This is a genomic window from Vibrio sp. A1-1, assembly GCF_021728175.1.
Classification (GTDB): Bacteria; Pseudomonadota; Gammaproteobacteria; order Enterobacterales; family Vibrionaceae; genus Vibrio; species Vibrio diabolicus.
This window is the reverse complement of the sequence record NZ_JAKKCL010000002.1, coordinates 110,111-131,697: the sequence shown is the minus strand read 5'-3', so window position 1 is coordinate 131,697 and position 21,587 is coordinate 110,111. Positions and strand designations below refer to the sequence as shown.

The 21,587-nt window shown below is 45.1% G+C and carries 20 protein-coding genes; 4 read left to right on the top strand and 16 right to left on the bottom strand.

Annotated elements, in window-relative coordinates; all coding sequences use genetic code 11:
- Positions 1-30: 30 nt before the first annotated feature.
- Positions 31-969, top strand: coding sequence for a class I SAM-dependent methyltransferase (locus L3V30_RS04645; RefSeq protein WP_237308445.1), 939 nt, complete (start codon positions 31-33; stop codon positions 967-969).
- Positions 970-1,185: 216 nt separating this feature from the next.
- On the opposite strand, the gene L3V30_RS04640 is transcribed toward L3V30_RS04645, so the two are convergent.
- The 9 genes from L3V30_RS04640 to L3V30_RS04600 all read right to left on the bottom strand — a co-directional run bounded on the left by L3V30_RS04640 (position 1,186) and on the right by L3V30_RS04600 (position 11,515).
- Complete coding sequence (locus tag L3V30_RS04640) at positions 1,186-2,241, bottom strand: hybrid-cluster NAD(P)-dependent oxidoreductase (RefSeq protein ID WP_237308443.1); 1,056 nt, start codon at positions 2,239-2,241, stop codon at positions 1,186-1,188.
- 81 nt (positions 2,242-2,322) lie between these two features.
- Positions 2,323-3,984 (bottom strand): hydroxylamine reductase, encoded by a 1,662-nt coding sequence (gene hcp / locus L3V30_RS04635; RefSeq protein WP_114322473.1) that lies wholly within the window; start codon positions 3,982-3,984, stop codon positions 2,323-2,325.
- A gap of 174 nt (positions 3,985-4,158) precedes the next feature.
- Positions 4,159-5,688: a nitric oxide reductase transcriptional regulator NorR gene (gene norR, locus L3V30_RS04630; protein WP_237308441.1), complete on the bottom strand. Its 1,530-nt coding sequence runs from the start codon at positions 5,686-5,688 to the stop codon at positions 4,159-4,161.
- 212 nt (positions 5,689-5,900) lie between these two features.
- On the bottom strand, positions 5,901-6,380 hold the full coding sequence (locus L3V30_RS04625) for a glycine zipper 2TM domain-containing protein (RefSeq protein WP_012841939.1): 480 nt from the start codon (positions 6,378-6,380) through the stop codon (positions 5,901-5,903).
- Between the two features lie 125 nt (positions 6,381-6,505).
- Positions 6,506-7,117, bottom strand: a complete 612-nt coding sequence (locus tag L3V30_RS04620) for a CDP-alcohol phosphatidyltransferase family protein (RefSeq protein WP_237308439.1) — start codon at positions 7,115-7,117, stop codon at positions 6,506-6,508.
- Positions 7,110-7,757, bottom strand: coding sequence for an ATP-binding cassette domain-containing protein (locus L3V30_RS04615; RefSeq protein WP_237308438.1), 648 nt, complete (start codon positions 7,755-7,757; stop codon positions 7,110-7,112). The genes L3V30_RS04620 and L3V30_RS04615 overlap by 8 nt, the downstream gene beginning before the upstream one ends.
- Entirely contained in the window at positions 7,723-9,432 is a 1,710-nt protein-coding gene (locus L3V30_RS04610) for an ABC transporter permease (protein ID WP_237308436.1), read from the bottom strand. Before L3V30_RS04610 ends, L3V30_RS04615 begins: the two co-directional genes overlap by 35 nt.
- 9 nt (positions 9,433-9,441) lie before the next feature.
- Positions 9,442-10,602: an ABC transporter substrate-binding protein gene (locus L3V30_RS04605; RefSeq protein WP_237308434.1), complete on the bottom strand. Its 1,161-nt coding sequence runs from the start codon at positions 10,600-10,602 to the stop codon at positions 9,442-9,444.
- A gap of 466 nt (positions 10,603-11,068) precedes the next feature.
- Complete coding sequence (locus L3V30_RS04600; protein ID WP_005393252.1) at positions 11,069-11,515, bottom strand: META domain-containing protein; 447 nt, start codon at positions 11,513-11,515, stop codon at positions 11,069-11,071.
- Positions 11,516-11,725: 210 nt separating this feature from the next.
- Here L3V30_RS04600 and L3V30_RS04595 point away from each other — a divergent pair, with 210 nt between their 5' ends.
- Positions 11,726-11,974 (top strand): DUF1289 domain-containing protein, encoded by a 249-nt coding sequence (locus L3V30_RS04595; RefSeq protein WP_048626242.1) that lies wholly within the window; start codon positions 11,726-11,728, stop codon positions 11,972-11,974.
- A 98-nt stretch (positions 11,975-12,072) separates the two neighbouring features.
- On the opposite strand, the gene L3V30_RS04590 is transcribed toward L3V30_RS04595, so the two are convergent.
- Together L3V30_RS04590 and ushA are read right to left on the bottom strand one after the other, a co-directional pair.
- On the bottom strand, positions 12,073-12,294 hold the full coding sequence (locus L3V30_RS04590; protein WP_005393249.1) for a hypothetical protein: 222 nt from the start codon (positions 12,292-12,294) through the stop codon (positions 12,073-12,075).
- Between the two features lie 414 nt (positions 12,295-12,708).
- Entirely contained in the window at positions 12,709-14,397 is a 1,689-nt protein-coding gene (ushA, locus tag L3V30_RS04585; protein WP_237308432.1) for a bifunctional UDP-sugar hydrolase/5'-nucleotidase UshA, read from the bottom strand.
- 748 nt (positions 14,398-15,145) lie between these two features.
- On the opposite strand from ushA, the gene L3V30_RS04580 reads away from it, so the two are divergent.
- Positions 15,146-15,661 carry a GNAT family N-acetyltransferase gene (locus L3V30_RS04580; RefSeq protein ID WP_225461564.1) on the top strand — a complete coding sequence of 172 codons (516 nt, stop codon included), beginning with the start codon at positions 15,146-15,148 and terminating at the stop codon, positions 15,659-15,661.
- A gap of 147 nt (positions 15,662-15,808) precedes the next feature.
- Here L3V30_RS04580 and rplY read toward each other — a convergent pair whose 3' ends face one another.
- From rplY to L3V30_RS04555, 5 genes are all read right to left on the bottom strand, one after another.
- The gene (rplY, locus tag L3V30_RS04575) at positions 15,809-16,087 is read right to left on the bottom strand and encodes a 50S ribosomal protein L25 (protein ID WP_005393245.1); all 279 of its coding nucleotides are present in this window, start codon (positions 16,085-16,087) and stop codon (positions 15,809-15,811) included.
- 284 nt (positions 16,088-16,371) lie between these two features.
- On the bottom strand, positions 16,372-17,721 hold the full coding sequence (locus L3V30_RS04570; RefSeq protein WP_237308430.1) for an ATP-binding protein: 1,350 nt from the start codon (positions 17,719-17,721) through the stop codon (positions 16,372-16,374).
- A complete protein-coding gene (locus L3V30_RS04565; RefSeq protein WP_005378073.1) occupies positions 17,711-18,370 on the bottom strand; it encodes a response regulator transcription factor in 660 nt (219 codons plus the stop codon). Before L3V30_RS04565 ends, L3V30_RS04570 begins: the two co-directional genes overlap by 11 nt.
- Before the next feature lie 76 nt (positions 18,371-18,446).
- The gene (locus L3V30_RS04560; protein ID WP_012841930.1) at positions 18,447-18,872 is read right to left on the bottom strand and encodes a PepSY domain-containing protein; all 426 of its coding nucleotides are present in this window, start codon (positions 18,870-18,872) and stop codon (positions 18,447-18,449) included.
- Positions 18,873-18,967: 95 nt separating this feature from the next.
- Positions 18,968-20,719 (bottom strand): DEAD/DEAH box helicase, encoded by a 1,752-nt coding sequence (locus L3V30_RS04555; RefSeq protein ID WP_237308428.1) that lies wholly within the window; start codon positions 20,717-20,719, stop codon positions 18,968-18,970.
- 121 nt (positions 20,720-20,840) lie between these two features.
- On the opposite strand from L3V30_RS04555, the gene rsuA reads away from it, so the two are divergent.
- Entirely contained in the window at positions 20,841-21,542 is a 702-nt protein-coding gene (gene rsuA / locus L3V30_RS04550; protein ID WP_033905117.1) for a 16S rRNA pseudouridine(516) synthase RsuA, read from the top strand.
- Positions 21,543-21,587 lie beyond the last annotated feature (45 nt).

Genomic DNA, 21,587 nt, shown 5'->3' with positions numbered 1-21,587 from the left:
CGTCACAAAGAAAACTAATAAGAGAACTCGATGCAAGCATCACAACTTCCGCTGTTCTTTCAGCATCTAGAAACCGAGCTCGCGCAAGCTCCGAATGAAATTCGTCGACTGTTTCATGGTCGTGGCCGCCGTTTTGAGGGCCTAGAGCAAATCACCTGTGATTGGTTACAAGGTCAGTTGATTATCAATTTGTTTAAAGAAGTCGACGACGCGTTTCTCGCTGAGCTGAAAAGCGGCCTTAATGCGTTGGCACAATCACAACTGTGGACAGACAAGCAAGGTCGCACTATGGTTCTTCAGCACCGTTATGCCGATGGTGCGCCTTCAGAAGTGCTTGTTGGTGAATTAGACGCTCGCCCTGTCGTTGAAGAAAGCGGTTTGAAATACCAATTGGATATTGGCCGCAACCAAAACTTCGGTCTGTTTTTGGACATGCGCTACGGTCGTGATTGGGTACGGGAAAATGCGAAGCATAAAAACGTGCTTAACTTGTTTGCTTACACGTGTGGCTTTTCTATCGCTGCCATTGCGGGTGGCGCGGATAAAGTGGTTAACGTCGACATGGCGAAAGCGTCGCTGTCTAAAGGTCGTGAGAACCACAAGCTAAATGGTCATAACATCAACCAGGTAAGCTTTATGGGGCACGATATCTTTAAATCGTGGGGTAAGATTAAGAAATCTGGTCAGTATGACTTGATCATTATCGATCCGCCTTCATTCCAGAAAGGCAGCTTTGCGCTTACTAAAGACTACAAAAAGATTTTACGTCGGTTGCCGGATTTGTTGGCAGACGGTGGTCAAGTGATGGCATGTGTGAACTCACCATCTGTGACAAGCGACTTCTTGATTGAAAGCATGAAAGAAGAAGCGCCAGAGTTGACATTCCGTGAGCGTCTGGATAACCCACCTGAGTTTATGGACGTAGACAGCGAAGCAGCATTGAAAGTGCTGTTATTTAGCGAGAAGTAATGACGACGAAACGAAAGTTGTACCTATCTATAATACCAGCCGTTTGAGTACGGCTGGCATTTCCGCGATACCCTGTCAATCTGAATAGCGAGACAGGAGTGTGATTCAGAGTCTATTCTCAGAGTGAGTTATTCCTAACACGCTGATATTAGATTCCTGCTCTCGCCTAGGCTCGTCGGAATGACGGGAAACAATAAAAGATCGATACCAGCAGCATTAACCGATCTGCACTTCAAGATCCGCTTCGATGGTTGATGAGCAGGCGAGCACATAGCCTTGTTCAATTTCTTCTGGCGTTAATGTTTCTAGGCTGGTGGAAGAGACGCTGCCTTGACGAACCTTGCATTTGCACGAGCCACAAATGCCGCTACGACAAGCGACGATTAATGGTAAACCTGCGCCTTCAAGCACATCGGCCAGTATCTGACCTTTTTGCGCATCGATGGTTTGAGCAAAGTCAGGAACAGAAACTCGAACAACTTCATCGGAGACCGATGTTTCTGCGCCAGTCGCAGGCGTAAAACTCTCTTGGTAGAAGTTCTTCATGTCAAAGCCAAGGTCATTCAAATAGCCGTGAACATCTTGCATGAACTGGCTTGGACCACACAGGTAAACGGTGCGCTGTTTGAAATCAGGAACAAGCTCTTTAAGCCAGTCGGCATTCAAACGACCTTGTGGGTGTGACGTTCCTTCGCGGTTTTTCAGCAACAGCTTTAAATGGAAATTGGGATACACAGCGTCGAACGTTTCTAGTTGATCGTAGTAAATCGTCTCTTCTGGGCTGCGTGCGATATGAAGAAATGTGATGTCCACATCGTTGTCGTTTTCATCTTGATTGCTCAGCCAGTGTTTTGCCATCGAAAATACGGGCGTGACGCCGCAACCTGCACTGATAAGCAAGGCTTTTGTTTCGCCATCACATAACACGGGTGGGTGGTCAATGCAGTTAAATTCTCCTGCTGGTGGTAATGCTTGAACAGTATCACCGAGCAGCAGCGAGTCAACGATGTAGTTCGATACTTTACCGCCAGATACTCGTTTGATGGTGAGTTGAAGGTGATCGTCTTCATTGATCGAGCTGATTGAATAGGCACGAAACTCCATTTTTCCATCAATTTCCACGCCCAAGTTAATAAACTGGCCAGGCTTAAACTGAAACAGAAGTGACTCGGTTAGTTCAGCCAATTTGATGCTGACGGTGTCGTGTGTTTCGAAGTATTTGTCTATGCAACGGAGTGTGACGGGTTGGTTACCTTGCCATTCAAAAAACATAACAATCTCTTTGGTTGTGGCTATTTTTAGTTCGAAATAGATAGCGCCTCCACGTAAGGAGGCGCGTAACAAGCAGGTTTATTAGGCTGCTAGGATGGCTTTTAGATCATCCTGAACATTGCCAATACTGCGCATATCGAACTTCTCTTGGATGATGGCGATTAGGTTTGGCGTTAGGAATGCCGGTGCAGTAGGGCCTGTGTAAATGCCTTTCACGCCCAATGCAAATAGCGTTAGCAAGATAACGATCGCTTTTTGCTCGAACCAAGAAAGCACAAGCGTGAGTGGTAGTTCATTGATGTCACAGTCAAACTCTTTCGCCAGTGCAAGTGCAAGCTGGATTGCAGAGTAAGCATCGTTACATTGGCCCACATCCAATAGGCGAGGGATACCGTTGATATCGCCAAACGTATTCTTGTTGAAGCGGAACTTACCACACGCCAACGTCAGGATGAGCGTATCTTCTGGCGCTTCAGCCGTAAAATCGGTGTAGTAGCTGCGTTCCGCTTTATCGCCGTCACAGCCGCCGACTAGGAAGAAGTGTTTGATGTTGCCTTGCTTCACTTGGTCGATAACCGCAGGGGCAGCGTTCATCAGTGCATTGCGACCAAAACCAACCGTGATGTGGTGTTCGATTTCATCGTGTTGGAAACCGTCTTGCGCTAGAGCACATTCAATCACTTGGCTAAAATCATCGCCTTCGATGTGAGCCACACCAGGCCAGCCAACAATACTACGGGTGAATAGACGGTCTGCGTATTGACCTACATTTGGATTCAACAAGCAGTTTGACGTCATTACGATTGCGCCAGGGAAGTTTGCGAACTCTTTCTGTTGGTTTTGCCATGCGCTGCCGTAGTTACCGACAAGATGAGGGTATTTCTTCAGCTCAGGGTAGCCGTGTGCAGGCAGCATTTCACCGTTGGTGTAAACGTTGATGCCTTTGCCTTCAGTCTGTTGCAGGATTTTTTCTAGGTCATGCAAATCATGGCCAGAAACAAGAATACATTTACCTTTTACTGGCTTGACGTTCACCGTGGTTGGTTCTGGATGGCCGAAGGTCATTGTTTCACCTTGGTCGAGCATTTCCATCACTTTGTAGTTCATCAGGCCGACGCGCATTGAGCAATCAAGTAGTTCGCCGAGATCTTCAGGGTCTGTGCCCAACCACGCCATGATTTCATGGTATTCGGCATAGATATCGTTGTTGGTTTGATCAAGAACACGTGCGTGCTCCATGTACGCTGCGGCACCTTTAAGGCCGTATAGGCAAAGTAGGCGCAGGCCAATAACATCTTCATGCAGTTGGTCTTTACCACGGTTAACCGCGACTTGAGGAGCAAATGCCAGGATTGCTTCTGCACTGTTTGGCAGCTCAAAGTGAGCAACCGCAGGAATGTCAGCGACTTCGGTATCGGCGAGCGTGGCTGCAGACATCACTTGCTCTTTTAGCAATGCTTTATACGTTGCAGCTTGAGAAGTCAGCTCTAGGACACGTTCAGGGTCGAAGTTTACGTTCGTCAATGTAGAGAAAAATGCTTTTGGTGCCCATTGGTTGATTTCATCGTTAATGATATTGAATTCAAGTGCTTTTGATGCCCAAAAAGAAACCCCTTGCAGTGTGTAAACCAACACGTCTTGTAGGTCTGATACTTCAGAAGTTTTGCCACACATGCCTTGTGCAAAAGAACAACCTTTAACAGCAGGGGTTTGAATTGTCTGTTCACATTGAATACAGAACATATTGGGTTCTCCAGTGATTGTTTTAATAGTCGTGATGTTGACCACTAGAGAGCAGAATGCGTGCCAGTTGTTATCTTATTGATTTATATTTAATTGTATCGTTTTTAGATAAGTGATTGATGTAATTAAGACAACGCAGTTGATGTCTTAATTACATCGGCTTCTTGTGGTTGGTTATTTATTGATCCCGAGCTTTTTACCCATCCGATATAAGTTCCCGCGATCCATTTGTAAAAACTCCGCTGCTTTTGCCCAAACGCCACCAGTTTGGCTCAAAGCATGTTCAATTAAATCACGCTGATAGCTTTCTATTAGCTCTCGCATTGGCTGGCTTTCTTTAGGCAGATAATGCGATGTGTTTTTTACATCATCGAGAGCCAGTGAGGTGTCGAAATGGTTAAGCATGATCGTGCTCGCACCTTGTTGAATGGCGTGTAAAGCCGCGCGAGTTAAAGTGTGTTCGAGCTCGCGTACGTTTCCGTACCAAGGTAAAGACTCCAGTTGAGTCAACACTTTAGGGTGAACGTGCAGATTGGGCGCATTAAATTGTTGGCGTACCTTTTCTAACAGATATCCGGCTAAAACGGGAATATCACCGTCACGGGCACGAAGTGGGGGAACTTGGATTGGGAATACGTTTAAACGGTGGAAAAGGTCTGCTCGAAATGCGCCAGCTTCGACTTCTTTTTCCAGCTGTCGATTGGTCGCGGCGATGATGCGCACATTGACCATCAAATGCTGATCGCTACCCACACGTTGCAGCTCGCCTTGCTGAATTACGCGCAGCAATTTTGCCTGCAAAATCAAAGGCAGTTCGCCCACTTCATCAAGGAAAATCGTTCCACCGTCTGCCAGTTCAAACTTACCGGCACGGTGGCTATTAGCTCCTGTAAATGCGCCTTTGACATGGCCAAACAGTTCACTCTCAGCCAGACCTTCAGGCAGGGCCGCACAGTTGACGTAAATCATCGGCTTATCGCTACGATGAGATTGCGCGTGCACCGAGTGCGCGACCAGTTCTTTACCAGTACCGGTCTCTCCTGTGATAAGTACCGCGTAATCTGATTGAGCAACGGTCGCAATGTTGTTTCGTAACTGGTTGATCTGCGGACTCAAACCCACCATTTCGCCATGTTGAGAACGGGCTTGCTGGATAAGGGTTTGAGTGACGCTTTTCTGCTTTTGGTTTTGTGCTTTGAGCGCTTTTAATTGAGCAATGTTACGCAATGTTGCAGCGGTCAAAGCCGCCAAGGTTTCGATAGCGACAGGATCGATATCATCAAACGCGCCCACCGTTAGGGCATCCATAGTTAGTGCGCCAACAAGTTGGCCTTCTACATACAAGCTAAAGCCCATGCAATCGTGAACATCAATGCACTGGTTTTCGGTTAATAGTGTGCCGTCAAAAGGATCAGGCAGTGAACAATCGGCATCGAAACGCACTGGTTCACGGCTATGAATAATGGCATCTAAGCGTGGATGTGCTTTGGGGAAATAGCGACGACCTAAGACCGAGCTGGATAAGCCTTTTACCGCGACAGGAGTCAGAAACCCATCCTCATCGAAGATAAACAGGCAGCTCGCATCACATGGGAATACTTGCGCGACCCCATCAATGAGGTTTTGATATTGTTGTTCGTGAGAGCGATTAGAGCTGAGGTTTAGCGCGATATTAAGGAGTACGTGGTCAACAGTCGGAGTCATAACAAGCCCAAAGTTATCTGGAATGGGCTCATGCTAGCAACTTGATGTCATTTGAACATCGAAAGGTGTGGGAGATTGATGTTCCATTGACGACGATCAAACTTGATACAAATAGAATCGCGCAAGCCGATAAGTAAGCAATGTACGCTTGCGCGGATTAAGCTCTTTGAAACAAAACAGCAGACCAATGGAACGGAGTCATCGTGTTCAAATTAGCGAGGTACAACCCTTGCGTCATTACCAGACATGTTGATTTGAACCGCTTGGCCTGGCTGAAAAATCATGTTTGGGTTTGCTTCTTGAACGACAGAGATTATTTTTCCATCCTCTAAGCGAATGGTCAGATTCACACCATTTCGTTTCGCGGTTGCTTCAGCGGCTTTACTGCCGGCATAACCACCCAGCAGACCACCACCAATAGCTGCGATATCCGAGCCAGAGCCGCCCCCGACTTTTGAGCCTAATATACCACCCACGGCGGCACCAGCGATTGTGCCTATGGCGTTGGATTGGGTAGAGGCATCAATGGTTACTGGTTCAACTTTTTCAATCGTTCCGTAGTAAACCTGCTGAACTTTGCGTGTGTCTGAAGAGCCGTATGCATCTCCGTACGGGTTAGGTGAGGTACAGCCGCTAAGCATAACAATACAAGACATGATGAGCAGCATACCTAGCTTGACGTATTTTTTCATATAGCCTCCGAATGATTTCTCTCCATTCAAAGAGTATATACCCCAATTTAATATGTGCTTTAGTGTTTTATAAAACAGTGACTTAGCGGCTTTTCTCTCAAGGAAATGTGAATTTCCAAGCGGTGTTAATGGTCGTTAAGCGTATGAAACCCAGAGTAAATACGTGTGAAGGTGGTAAACCAACACGCTGCACCAAAGACATAGGCTATGACGGCAAAGTGTTGTGGTAGCAAACAAAATAGCACCAAACAACCAATGGTTTCAGTGCCTTCGGTTAAGCCGCTCATGTAGTAGAGAGATTTGTGTTTATATACCGGATTATCGATGCCTTGTTTTCCTGCCATGATGGCAAAAGCCAAAAAGCTACTCCCAGTACCGACGAAGGAAAAAATCAAAAATGCCCCTGCAATGGCATTTTGTTCTGGGTTTGCCAACACAAAACCAAAAGGAATCAAGGAATAGAACAGAAAATCCAAGCTGATATCGAGAAAGCCTCCGGCATCGGTAATGCCTTGAATCCTCGCCAGTGCGCCGTCTAATCCATCACAGATTCTGTTCAGCAAAATAAACAGCGACGCCAACAAGTACTGTTCGGCGATCAAAGCCGGTAGGGCAAAACAGCCAAGCACAAAACCAAATACTGTCGTCTGATTTGCGGTGATGCCACATTTATCGAGGTATGTCGCACTGATGGCCAGCGGTTTGCGGATGAGCTTTATACTCAGGCTATCAAGCATGGTTTGTCTCCCACGGCCAGTTTAGGCAGCGGCTGCCATCAGGAATATCATCCTCATCGTGCGTTACCATCAAGGTAGGGATGTTCGCTTGCTGTAATTGCTCGACCACCCAATTGCGAAATTGTACACGCAGGTCTTTATCCAACTTGCTATAGGGTTCATCAAGTAGCGCAACTTTCGGCTTTGCCAGCAGCATACGAGTCAATGAGATACGGGCGCGTTGTCCTCCGGAGATTTGATCTGGGAAGGATTCGGCAAGTTTGGTCAATGCAATGTTCTTCAGTGCTTGCATGGCGTGTGCTTTACGCTCATCACCTTTGATTGAGTTTGGTAGCGCGAATGCAAGATTCTCCCACACCGTTAAGTGAGGGAAGAGCAAATCGTCTTGGAACAGAATGCCGACCTGACGCTTATGGGCAGGGAGGGCATCCAACTTTTCGTTATCAAGCGTAATGGATCCAGAGTAGTTGAACTCGGCGGAGAGATGTCCAGCAATGGCATCCAACAAAGTGGATTTACCACAGCCGCTTGGTCCCATCAGAGTAACAATTTCACCTTTCTCTACGGTCATGTTGAACGCTGAAAAAAGCGTGTCGCCATTGGCTTTACGGATGGCGAGGTTTTCGAGACAAAGACTCATTCAGTAGTAAACCTTTTATAGACAAGCGGCGATACTTCACGTGTAAGCGGCTTAGTAGTATCGCAAAAGAGAAGAACAAGAATGGCAGCAGAGCTTGCCAAATGGCGTAAATCGCGGTGACACGTCGGTCAAAACCACTGGATAGCGCAACGGCTTCGGTTGTGATGGTGCTAATGCGCCCAGCCCCTAGCACCAGTGTCGGTAGGTATTGCGCCAGACTTACGCTAATACCGACCGCCCATGCGAATGCAATCGCAGGTAGTAAAATTGGCAGTTTCACTTTTAACCAAGCTTGCATCGGTGATTTACCCAAGCTGAGTGCGACTCGAGTTAACCCATTGTCGAAGCTGCGCCACGGACCGTCTAGCGAGAGGTAAATAAATGGGAATGCGAAGAACACATGCGCCCAGCATACCCAAAAGAAATACGCGTTACTGTTTAAGTACAGCGTTACTACTTGCATACCGAATAGCACGGATAGCTGAGGAATCAGCATTGGGATGGCGATGATGTAACCGGGCACCTGCCAGCGATAACGAAGGCGATACTCGTGTGCGATCAAGGCAAGGGCTAGAGCGACGGTCGCGCTGATAACGGCAATCAGCATGCTCTGCTCCAGTGTGCCAAGAATGCTGTGCCACTCATATTCCCAAAATCGCAGGCTGTAGCGGCTCGGTAGTAAATCTGGAAAGCGCCAGCGTTGAGCAAAGCTCCACACCACCATGAGTGGAATCATTAGAAGTGCGAGTAGCGCAATCAGTGAAAACAGGGTCTTACCGGGTAAACGAAACCCGTTTCGACCAGAGTACTGCCAGCGTTTGAAGCCTTTGGTAATACACCATTCCATCAAGCGTGCAAATCCAATCAAAAGGCTAGCGATCGCAAACAACACTACCGCGCCTGCGGCAGCTCTTGGTAGAAGTGATAAATCTGGGTCGTTAAACCACTGCCATACCAAAACCGCAAACGTTGGTGGGTTGGTAGGGCCAATAATCAATGCAACATCGACAACCGACAAGCTGTAAGCCAATACCGCCAGCATTGGAAAGCGCAGTTTTGCTATCCATTGTGGGAACACGCACTTCCACCACGCTTGTGCCGAACTGTAGCCCATCGAATGACTGACTTTTTCAATCTTATCGACTTTCAATTGCTGAAGAATAGGAATACTCATCAACAATAAAAACGGCACTTCTTTAATCGCAAGCATGATGACCAAACCGAATGCATGCGGGTCTTTAATCAGCAATGCTAAGTCATTCACCGTTTGCGCATTGGGATCGTAACCAAACAGTTGGTTGAGAACACGAACGCCCATACCAGTTGGGGCAAACAAGAACGCAAAGCCAATCGCGAACGCGACGTGCGGCATGGCAAGAAGTGGCGAGAGGCTTACTTCAATTTTTCGCCAAAACTTGCTGCCCCACGATGCTTGCAAAATCGCAAATGTGATCAAGCAAGCCAAGTAGCTACTGAAAATGGCAGAGTAGAAAGTAAGCCCGATGGATGTCCAAACACCCTCCCAATCAAAAACAGCGTTAAAGCCATCTAAAGAAAAGTGGTGCAAGCCGATAGGAGGCACATAACCGAGCGCAGAGACCACCACTCCGAGTAGTCCCGGAATGGTAGGCAAAATACAAACTGCGATAATGACTAAATATAGCGCTCTTAACATGGGCTCTTACTAATTTCCGTAGCGTTTCAACCATTCTTTTTCTAAGGCAGATTGCCAGCTTGGATGCGGCTCAGCGATAGATTTGAATTGTTGAGTATGTTTAGCCGAACCTGTTAGGTATTGGCTGCTTAGCACTGAAGGATCGCCCCAGATGTTAAGGTTACCTTTGCGAGATTGTGCTTCAGGGCTCAATAAAAAGTTTATCGCAACTTGCGCACCAGCACTGGCATTTGCGTTCCAAGGAATCGCTAAGAAGTGAATGTTTGAGAGTGCACCTGCGTCCATCGCATACGCTTTGGTGGTTTCTGCAAGGTTACCGCTCGATTGCGCAGAGAAAACCGCATTCGGGTTAAAGGTAATCGCAAGATCAATCTGACCATCATCCAGTAGTTGAAGGGTTTCTGCTGTACCGCCTGGAAACTGTTTACCACCGCGCCAAGCGACTTTATGGAACTCATTTAGGTAAGCCCACAGCGGTTGAGTAACTTGTTCAAACGTGTCATCGGTAACTGGTTTTTGCAGAGCAGGGGCGTTGTTAGACAGTTCAATGAGTAATGCTTTAATAAAGCTTGTGCCATGAAACTCTGGTAGGCGAGGGTAAGTTAGGCGATTTGGAAACGCTTTTGCGTAACTCAGCATTTCAGCAAATGATCGAGGAGGGTTATGCAGGGTTTGCTCATCATGGATAAACACTAATTGCCCCACACCCCAAGGTGCTTCCAGACCTTCAGTCGGCTCTGAGAAATCCACATCAATTGGCAATGATTTATCGACGTATTGCCAGCTTGGCAAACCTTCAACAAAAGGACCAAACAGCAATTGGTTATCCTTCATTGATTTGAAGTTTTCGCCATTGATCCAAACCATATCAACACTGCCACCGCTGTTTTTACCTGCGGCTTTTTCTGCGATAAGTCGAGTGGTGGTCTCAGAAATATCGGTGACTTTAACGTGGTTTAGCGTCACGTTATAACGCGATTTTAGCTCTCTACTCGCCCACTGGATGTAGCGATTAATTTCTTGGCTTCCGCCCCAAGCATGAAAGTAGACGGATTGTCCGTCGGCTTGTTGTTCGATTTTTTGCCATTCACTAGCAACCGATGAGTTGGCAAAAGAAGATGTCGCGAAAGTGGTGGCTAAAATGCCAACGGTACTGAGTAGCTTTTTCATATCTATTCCGTGTTATGTCTTTTTATTCTCGTTTCCGGCGTTATTGACGTCTAAACAAGTCGCTCCGCTTTGTTACAAGGATAGTAATCCATCTCTCTCTATTATCAATGGCAATCCCAAACGGAATCACTCATTGATTCAAAGAATTATTCTCAATGTGAAGCAAAACGAAGAAAGGACAATTCTGGTGTCGTTTTAGGTATACAAGAGCGGACCGCTTGTTTGACGATATTCTTTCAAGTAATTGAAAATTATTGTCCTCAAGCAACTTCGATATGTTGATTTGGAAGACTGAACCCGCGTCGTAGACGTGGCGTTGAGGGCGTAAAGAGGGAAAGAGTTTGTCGTTTTAAACGATTTTGCTAATCGAAGCGTGCGAAACAGACATCCAGCCTGCTTTGATATTGATTAGGAGGCATAAAAAAAGCAGCCATCTTATGGCTGCTCTTAGAATATGAAATGGGACTTAGTTTACCCAATCACGCAACTGAAACGTTAGTTCGTGATCGTCATTTTTAAGCATTAGCCCTTCTTTGGTTAGCGTTATATCACTCCATTCAGTAAGAGTTTCAGACATCGCTTGCTCAATTTTCATTTGGTCATCCATACACATCTTCATGGTCATTCCCATTTTTTCGATGCGTAGTTGATTGTTTTTTAGTTCAGCTTGACCAAAGAAGTTGTTACACCCCGCGTTACCATTTGCAGTCAGATTTTCTCCGATTTCTAAGCGAGGCGCTTGCTGACGTTCTTTTAATTCGATGTTTTTACCATCAATCTGAACCAGCTCCCAATTATGGTGCTGTAAATCTTGAGCCGTAATTTCTTTCACATTGTCACCGTTGCTAGCACATGCAGTCATAAGAACAGGAAGAGAGATTGCTGTAACTAACGTTTTTAGGCTAAGCTTCATTTTATAGACTCCGTTTTTAGAAAACGTGGTAAGTATAGGTAATAAAACACTGTTTTTGTCAGCATAAGGTAATAGTTTCGTATTACTGTGACAGAGTCCAGTTTATATACTCACACGGCTTCAAGGTGCAAGATGTATAGCACTGTTGGGAGCGTATATTGAAGTCGTTATAATATCATTACAGCACAGCGAGCAAAAAACGGTTAGAGCATGGAGCAACTAGAGTTTTTTACCGTCCCAAACCCTTGCGTTGGTATTTGTAGTGTGGACGAAAAAGGGTATTGCAAAGGATGTATGCGTAAAAGAGAAGAGCGATTTAACTGGCTCACTTATACGCCTGCTCAACAGTTGCATGTAATTAAGCTATGCCGTCAGCGCTATAGAAGAAAGGTACTGGCAGGGAAGGGAAAGGCAGAAGAGTCTCAAGAAGAATTATCACCACAGCAAAATCTCTTTTAAATTTCGAATTATCCCGGCTCGGCAATAATCAATGATGAGCCGGGACTGTATTAGCTCTTACTATGCGGTGCGTGTAAGGCAAACTCGTTAAATTAGCGCTACTTCATTGACCAACGGTCACTGACCCATCCCCCAGCATGTTCGTCAAAGTGGCTTCCTGAAAATCGATGATTGAATTCAACATCTAATTTACTTGTCGGGCGTTCATCCATCAGCTGATGAATGTATCTCGCCATAGGATCCGTGCAAGCTTCGCGCTCTCTACGGGTAACCACTTCTTTGATCATTTGAAGTCTGTAGCTATTGCTGGCTCGTTTCATTTTTGACCTCCTGAACTCGATGGCAGCAGTTTGAACATATTGACGTCCAGATCGCTGCTCATTGGTGAACGCTTGGCGGCGAATCACCTTCGTTTTAGGTCAAAAAGACAAATTGTTTGAGAGCAGTGTTTGTAACGCCATTAACATCTTTCCTAGAATCATCCACTAAGCTACGAAACTTCATAGCGAAAAGTTAGTTGATGAATCTGTATTTTCGAAAGACCTTATCAAACATAGAAGCCCAGCACATGGGCGTCAACAACACAAATGAATAATTTTTGAACACTTTATGAAGGGCGATAATTTTCAGCACTTTAACGAAAATAAAAAAACCGAAGCGTCACGCTTCGGTTTTTAGGGAGGCTCTGACGGAACAACTTCTAAAAGCTCTTCACGTCAGAGTGTAAGGTGTTTTTAGCTATTAGTTGCCGGGCAACCTTTCACAGCTTGACCGTTACTGAAGTACTTGATGTTTTCTAAGTTCTTGTTGTAGCTATCCGCAGAGATCTGTGGGTTATTTACGAAGAACTCACGTAAAACGTATGCATCGGTTAGCTGGGTAGATTGAACATCGATGATTGGATAGTTATCGCCACCAGCAGCACTGAAGCTGATTACAGAGAATGTGTACGTTGCGTCTAGATCGAAGCCTTTATTGTTAATGTCGGTAATGGTTACTGAGCCAGCATCACAATTTACATCTAAAGTGATGTTATCTAGTTGAGCGTAAGCACCAGAGCCTGCAGATTTCGTCGCAACCACATCTAGGTATTCTTTAACTTCTTTACCTGTCATAGTTGCTTTAGTCACGAAGTTACCAAATGGCTGAACGGTTAGTACATCACGGTAAGTGATATCACCATCTTGGATTGAATCACGCACACCGCCAGAGTTCATCACACCAAAGTCAGCACCTACCGTTTTGTAAGTACGGTATGCTTCGCCCAGTAGATGACCTAGGTTAGTTTGTTGAGAGCGAACTACGTTACGATCACCTTCTAACTTACCCGTCGTATTAGAAATCTTCTCATCTAATAACTCTTGACCTTGCTGTTGGTATGGCAGTAGTAACGCTTTTACCGTCGCATCTTGTTGAATGCGTTCACCGATCACTTCATCGTTGTCGTCCAAAAGGTTTACAGGAATCAGTGCGTAGTTCGCTAAGTGAAGCTTGCCGTCGTAATATTCGAAGTCCGCACGACCCACATATTTACCCCACTCATGCGCTTGAATAATCCAAGTGCCTTTTTGTTGGTCTGGCGCGCAATCATCACCAGGTTTGAAATCAGCATACTCATTGGTACCTGGCTCCATACACACTGGGTTTTGTGAGTGACCACCGATGATAGCGTCTAGTTGTCCCTCTTCAAGAGAGCGAGCGAGCTTCACGTCCCCTGGTGCTTCACTACCATTATTACCATCTTGGTAGTGACCCATGTGCGTCGTTGCAAATACTAGGTCTACTTTTTCGTTTTCTTCGATTTCCTTAAGTACTTTTTTGATTTCAACTTGAGGGTCTTCGAAGTGGATGTTTGATACGTTGTCTGGATTAACTAGCTTCGCTGTGTCCTGGGTGGTTAGACCAATAACAGCGATCTTAAGGCCGTTGATAGTAAATACTTTGTAAGGGTCGAAGTAACGCTCATTGGTATCTTTCTTATAGATATTCGCAGCCAGCATAGGGAAGTCAGCTAGCTCAGCTTGCATATCGAGAATATCTAGTGAGTTATCAAACTCGTGGTTACCGACAGCCATTGCATCGTAACCAAGTAGGTTCATCCCTACGAAGTCTGGAACCGCATCTTGCATGTCTGATTCTGGTACGCCGGTATTAATATCACCGCCAGACAGCAGAATGGTTTCACCGCCTTTTGCTTCGACTTCTGCGCGAATAGATTCGATTAAAGTGTGACGCGCAGCCATGCCATATTCGCCGTCGCTGTTATGCCAAAAGCGACCGTGGTTATCGTTAGTGTGGAGAACGGTGAACTTAGTACAAGAATCTGCAGTCTCGCAGGTTACTGGAGAATTATCGCTGTCTGAGCCGCATCCTGCTAGCGCAGCGCCCACTGCCATTACCAAAAGAGATTTGGAAAACTTCATAAGGGATCCTTTCTTTGTGATTTTGTTATTGTTACGGCGTGAAATATACGGAATTAATGTGAAACTTTAGTGATCTATCTCTTATTTATACTTCTATCGGAGACATGAATTAATAAGCCTGCAAACTACGTCTCCAATTAAACAGAAATAGTTTTTAGTATATTGAAATTAGAGGGAGGAGGTTATTTTGTGAAGTGGCCAATTGAATGAATGTGGTTTGTGTGAATCAATGCGCATTTTTGCGAAGTATAGCGCTGATTTTGGTGATTATTTTGCCAAGTTCATGTTTTTCTTAGCAGCTATGACACAAATCGTTATAAATTTTCGCTCTGATGATGAGGGAAATGTTTTGTATATAAAATGATCACTGTAAAACCTAAACTCGTTTTATCTTGGCTTACTCTGTTTAATACAACCAGAAATGGTATTTCTCTCTTTACTATAATTGCGACCGTTTAGGAATCTTATGCCTTAGATATCGTTTATTTATTCTTATTCGATACCTTACCGTGTTTATCCCGCTTTCGATACCCGGATGTTAAAACAAATAGATTCAATCTAATGAGCGAAAGTGAAACGTAAATAACGTGGCGTTTTCTCGAATATTACGATGTGCAGTATCATTGAATTAATGAAAATGAAATGGAGTAATGTAAAGCGTTGCATCTGTGGCTGCTCGCTTTGAGCTTCGATTCAAAGAGTAAGGTTGAAAGAATTTGTAAGTGGCGAATTTTAAGAAAGGATAGTAATGAGATACACAGTAAGGAACGCAGTCAGAGAGGAAGCAACTCAAATCGCCAAGATACATGTTGATTCGTGGCAGGTAGCATACAAAGGGTTAATGCCACAGAGCTACATCGATCAGTTTACGATTGAGCGCCGAGAAAGGATGTGGACGCGAGTCATGACTGAGCAACTGGCCCAATTGATCGTCGTTGAGAGACAAGGGGAAATCGTCGGCTTTTTAAGTTACGAACTACCTAACCACACCTGTGAAGATAAAACGGCGTGGGTAACATGTTGCTATGTCTCTCCTTTGCATTATGGGCAAGGGGCAGGGAGTGCATTGTTAGATGAACTGGAAACGCGTCTATTCTCTACATCCGTTATGCAGATAAGCCTGAAAGCACTGGATACCAATAAACAGGGGCTTAACTTCTACAAGAAGTGTGGTTTTGTACGTACTGGAGAGGAAGAGGCGGAAATCATTGACCGTATGACGCTGACGGATCTCACTTTAGTGAAGTACATTGCCCGTTCGTAAATCAATTGTTATATGCCACATATAGTAAAACCCCGGAGGTGGTAAGACTCCGGGGTTTTGAAATTTTTTAGATGTCTCGGTTGGTAAGTCCGATTATCTTTAATGCAAAAGGTTTGGATTTAATCCGATTAATTCCTTGGTAGGGAATTAGATACGGATGAAGTCCATGTGTTCAACTTTTGGCTTGAACGCGTGACGTTGAACGTCTTGTGGCTTAACTTTAACTTCTTTGCCATCGATAACTAGAACTAGGCCTTCGTAGAATTCAGGCTTGTCCATTTGGTTTACGATGTCGTCGTGGTTAAGAACGATAGCTACTGCTGCTTCTTCACCGCCGTATACAACTGCAGGGAATTTGCCAGCGTGACGTAGGCGGCGGCTCGCACCTTTACCTAGTTCAGTACGTACTACTGCTTCGAATTTCATAGTATTTACTCTCAAATTAGTAAAAATCAAATGTTCACAATCAACAATGCGACCTTGTTGTTCGTGGTAAAGCTTGAAACAGGAACTGTTCAAGCGAGCGCGGATACTATCATTCCACTTATAAATGGGCAACCCAAATCGTACCCAAATCAACAAAAAGGTATGATTTATCTGGGTGTAAGGCTATCCCTTTTAACGCTTTGCTTGGATTTTGTTCACATCGGCTTCATTTTCATCGGTTTACTAATCATGGTCCGAAGAACAAAGTTTATGCGTTATATGCTTTATGTTCGGCTGAGGTGTAAGACTAAAGATGCTTTTAAGCCACCTAAAGCGCTCGCTTCCAGTGTTAATTGACCTCGGTAACTGTGTGCCATTTCACTGACTATATTTAGACCAAGACCTGACCCAGGGGTCGCTTCATCCAATCTAACGCCTCTCTTGATTACGTGACTCAGTTTCTCTTTAGGGATACCTGGTCCGTCATCTTCAATGATGATGTGTATATTGTCTTTATCCTGAGAGGAGTGCACACGAATCATGTTGTTGGCCCACTTATAGGCATTTTCAAGCAAGTTACCCAGCATTTCGTCGAGATCGGTCTGCTCTACCGCTACATTCAGCTCTGAATCAAGTTCATTAATTAAGGAGATATCTCGGCTCGCATACACTTTATCAAACGCCATTGAGATAGCATCCACACGCTCTGCTGGGTTCGATTTCACTGATAAAATATTCATAGACCCCGCCATGCGGGCACGGCCCAGATGGTAATCGATATGATCTTGTATTTGATTGATCGGAGTACGCAGGCGGGATTGCGTATCAGGTTCTAACGTCTGCACTTCATTTTTTAGGACAGAAAGTGGGGTTTTTAGCGCGTGTGAAAGATTGCCTGCATGATTCCTAGCTCGTTCTAACAATTCCTGATAATGGAAAAGCAGAGCGTTGAGGTCGAAGATAAGAGGAGAAATCTCTTTCGGATAGGTTTCTTCTAGACTCTTTTTGTTACCAGACTTCAGCTCGGCCAACTCTTTTTGTAACTTTGTAAGTGGACTCAATGACCATGCAATTTGCAGCAAAATGACGGCAAGAACCCCTGCGAATAATAAGCCTAAAATAAGCCAGAGTTGCCCGATTAGCGTTTGCAGGGTGCTTTTGATAGGCTCTTCGTCAATACCAATAATGATATGGATAGGCCCATCGTAATCTGGTAAGTACAGAGCTTTTTCTATGGTAATCAGCCTTTCGCCTCTCGCGCCGTAAGCATCGTTATCCAGACCTTTGTATTCGATTTTTTTGTCCCACAAAGAACGAGAACGCTCGAGACTCGTCTCGGTAGAGGCACTCCAATATAAACCACTGTAAGGTCGGTTAAATCGAGGATCTGAGAGCAGAGCAGCGAGTGAGAGGTGCCCAGTCTCATCGACTTCTAACTGAGCGGCGATTTCATCCATAAAAATGCTCAGCTGTGAGCGAGTGTCGTCAACCATATAGTTGTACACTTGGGTCGGTATCGTCACACCAGCTGCGAGGATCATTGCCGTCAACCAAACGATCGCCGCTAAAACGAGGCGACTTTTGATACTCAGTCGTTTTATTGCGTTCAACGGTAGCCTGTTCTTATTCGGCATTTAATTGGTATCCCAACCCTCGGACAGTTTTGATGATCTTTGGCGCGATTTTTTTGCGAATTCGGCCGATAAAAACTTCGATTGTGTTGGAGTCACGATCAAAGTCTTGTTTGTAAATGTGCTCGACGAGTTCGGTGCGAGAAATTACTTTTTCTGGGTTATGCATAAAGTAAGCGACCACTTTATACTCCAGCGCCGTTAAGCTTACTGCTTGCCCTTGCCACATTACTTTAGAAGTGCGCGTATCCAAGCTCAAGTCGCCAATTTGCATCACAGGAGAGGCGTTACCTGATGCTCTTCGCAGTTGCGCGCGAATACGAGCGATAAGCTCAACCATTTCAAACGGCTTAGTTAGGTAATCGTCTGCACCTGCGTTTAGACCTTCAACTCGCTGCGTTAGGGTATCGCGAGCACTCAGGATAACGACAGGGGTATTGATGTTTTCATCTCGAATGCCTTTTAGCACGGTAAGGCCATCCAATTTCGGCAGTCCTAGATCAAGAACAATAGCGTCCCATTCTTCCGATGTCGCGCGATACAGAGCGTCTATGCCATCTTGAGATAATTCTGGTACCCAGCCGGTACTTTCTAATGTTTCGATGATTTGCTCGCCTAAACGAGGGTCATCTTCAACGACAAGTATTTTCATATTGGTGATTCTTATTATGTTTGGAGTGTTATCGAAGTAAGCTACGCATTGTGTCGGGATTACGCATTAGACCAGTTTAGTTGTTTTGTGGCTTTAACGCTTTGTTAAAGCTGCGACCTTTGATCTCAAGCATTTCCAGCGTGGCGGCGTCATACTCAACTTTCAAGACGCTATTGTTGTACAGGATTTTCAATTCATACACCCAAGCATCATCATCTTCTTCAAGTTCGACCTTGATGATGCGGCCGTATAGGTCGTTTTCTACTGCGGCGTAAAGGTCCGAAAATGGTCGTATATATCCTTGTTGAACCGCGCGATAGACCTCATCTTGATCTTCATCGAATTCAATACGTGTTCCAGGCTTTTCGACATCTTGCACGATGGCGTGACCATTTTGTGATGCATAGTAGTCGTCATGCTTGGCGAAACTTGGTGCACACATCAATGTCGTGATAAGGCCGAAAAGTAACGCAGAATGTTGAGAAGTCGTTGCTTTATACATAGTCAAACCTTTTCTAGAACGTTAGCCGCAGTATATCGGATATAGATGAACAGAGAGTGAATCATCGAGTTCAGTTTTACTAAATGTTGCAGAGGTTATTTCAACTCGTCTTCAAAAATTTTGTCTCGCAATTTCCAAAAGCGACCGGATTTCCTTGCAATAACAAACTGAGGCAAACGGAAACGATGTTGATTGGCAACAACACGTGTCGGTGAAGCCTCTTCAAAAGGGCGATGCTTGTCTGCCAAGTGAGGGCGCACAAATTGGTCTTTAAACGTTTGTTTTTGTTTTTTGGTACTCAATGACCAAAACTCATGAACTAACGCATTGCCTTCGCCTTGGTATGGTTCGCCAGAATATGTCACCTTGAGTTGAGATTTACCATCACTGGACTTGAATACTGACAGGTCCATTTCTGTGCATTCAAAGATTAATGCATCCTTCAGATTAAGGGCTTCTTTTAATTTTTTATCTGGATCAACAAGCGTTGCGTCACACTCATGACAAATGCGCGCAGCAATATCGTTGTCGGCACCACATTCACCACAGTATTTGGCACGAAAACGGTAGCCACAGTGTTCACGCTCGCCTGTGTCTTCATCTTCAAAGTAACCCTGGCAACGTCTGCCAAAGTGTTCAACCAAGAAACCGTTACTATCCAACTTACCCCAGAAGTTGTTATTGAATCCGCAAGCCGGGCAGGGAATCGTGATAATTTCACTGTCAGAGTCTGGTTTGGGATCACCGACTTCAGGTTGGTATAAATCGTAGCTGTTGCCTGCGTAATCAAGCACTAAACATTCTGATTTTCTGTCTGATAAGCGTAATCCTCGCCCTACAATCTGCTGGTATAGACTGACTGACTCTGTTGGTCGCAAAATCGCGATTAAATCGACATGCGGCGCATCAAACCCGGTAGTCAGTACCGAAACATTGACCAAATATTTTATTTGACGATTCTTGAACGCTTGGATGATCGCGTCACGTTCCGGCGTAGGTGTATCACCAATGACGATTTCAGTTTCGCCTTCTGGCAGTAAACTGCGGATCTCTTGTGCGTGTCGGACAGTCGCGGCGAAGATCATGACACCTTGACGTTCTCTCGCATATTGCATGATTTGCTCAACAATTTGCGGAGTGGCGCGTTTGGCTTTATCGATCACCATGTCCATTTCTGCTTCTTTGTAGCGTCCGGTGTTTGCGGGTTTCAGTTGCGAGAAGTCATAAGACAAAACAGGCGCGTCCATCATTCGTGCCGGAGTGAGGAAGTTTTCGTCGAGCAAGTAACGGATCGGCAGTTCGAAAATACAATCGCGGAAGAATCGAGGCTCTTCGGTGCGTACTTGACCTCGGGTGTGATACTGATAAATCCAGCCCATTCCTAAACGATAGGGCGTTGCAGTTAGTCCCAGCACCTTAATGCCTGGGTTCAGTTCTCGTAAGTGAGTAATAACTTTTTGGTAGCTGCTGTTTTTGTCATCCGGCACACGATGGCACTCATCAATAACGAGCAGAGAAAACTGGTTTTTGAACGAATCTAAGTTACGTACGACCGATTGAACCGAAGCAAACACGACTTGCTGGTCAGTTTCTTTTCGCCCCAATCCTGCTGAGAAGATGGAACCTTTTAAACCATAACCTTCATACTTCGCGTGGTTTTGCTCGACCAGCTCTTTAACGTGAGCGAGGACTAACACTCTCCCTTTCGCAAGGCGAGCAAGCTCTGCGATCACCAAGCTTTTTCCGGCACCAGTAGGCAGTACGATCACTGCTGGTGTCGAGTGTTTACGAAAGTAGTGAATGACTGCTTTAACCGAGTCGGCTTGATAAGGGCGAAGTGTGTACATGAAAATATGTGAAATTGCTCAACTATTCGAACGAGGAACGCTATAATACCTGACTTTTATACCCAAGTGACCTTTAAACCGAGATTTGGAGGTTACTTGGGTATAATTCAATGAGGTATTCATGCGTTTAGATAAATATTTGTGTGACGCTCTGGGTGCAACGCGCAAACAGGCAACAAAGATCATCAAAAGTGGTGACATCACCGTTGACGGTGAGGTTCAAAAAAGTGGTGCATTTAAAGTACCTGAAGGTGCAGAAGTAATGTGGGAAGACCGCGTTATTGGTGCTCCTGGTCCTCGTTACATTATGTTGTATAAGCCTGCTGACTTTGTTTGTTCACATGAAGATGGCTACAACCAAACTGCATTCGCATTGCTTGATGAGCCTAAAATTGAAAACCTTCACTTTGCGGGCCGATTAGATGTCGACACAACTGGCTTGGTGTTGATTACGGATGATGGTAAGTGGTCTCACCGTATTACCTCACCTAAGCATAAGTGTGAGAAAACGTACCGTGTTTGGCTCGTCGATGCGATTCAGCCAGATTACGCGGAAAAGCTCGAACAAGGCATCATTTTGCGCAATGAATCAGAAGCAACATTGCCTGCTCGTTTGGAGATCGTGAACGAGGCAGAGAATGAAGTATTATTAACTATTGTGGAAGGTAAGTATCACCAAGTGAAACGCATGTTTGCGGCGTTAGGAAATAAAGTTGAGTACTTACATCGTGAGCGTATTGGTTCGATTGAACTCGATGAGGCACTAGAACCTGGTGATTATCGCTACCTCACGCAGGAAGAAATTGATTCTATTTGGAATTAATTATCGGCATGGGAAATTCTTTAGTTCCCAATTGGAACTAGTTTT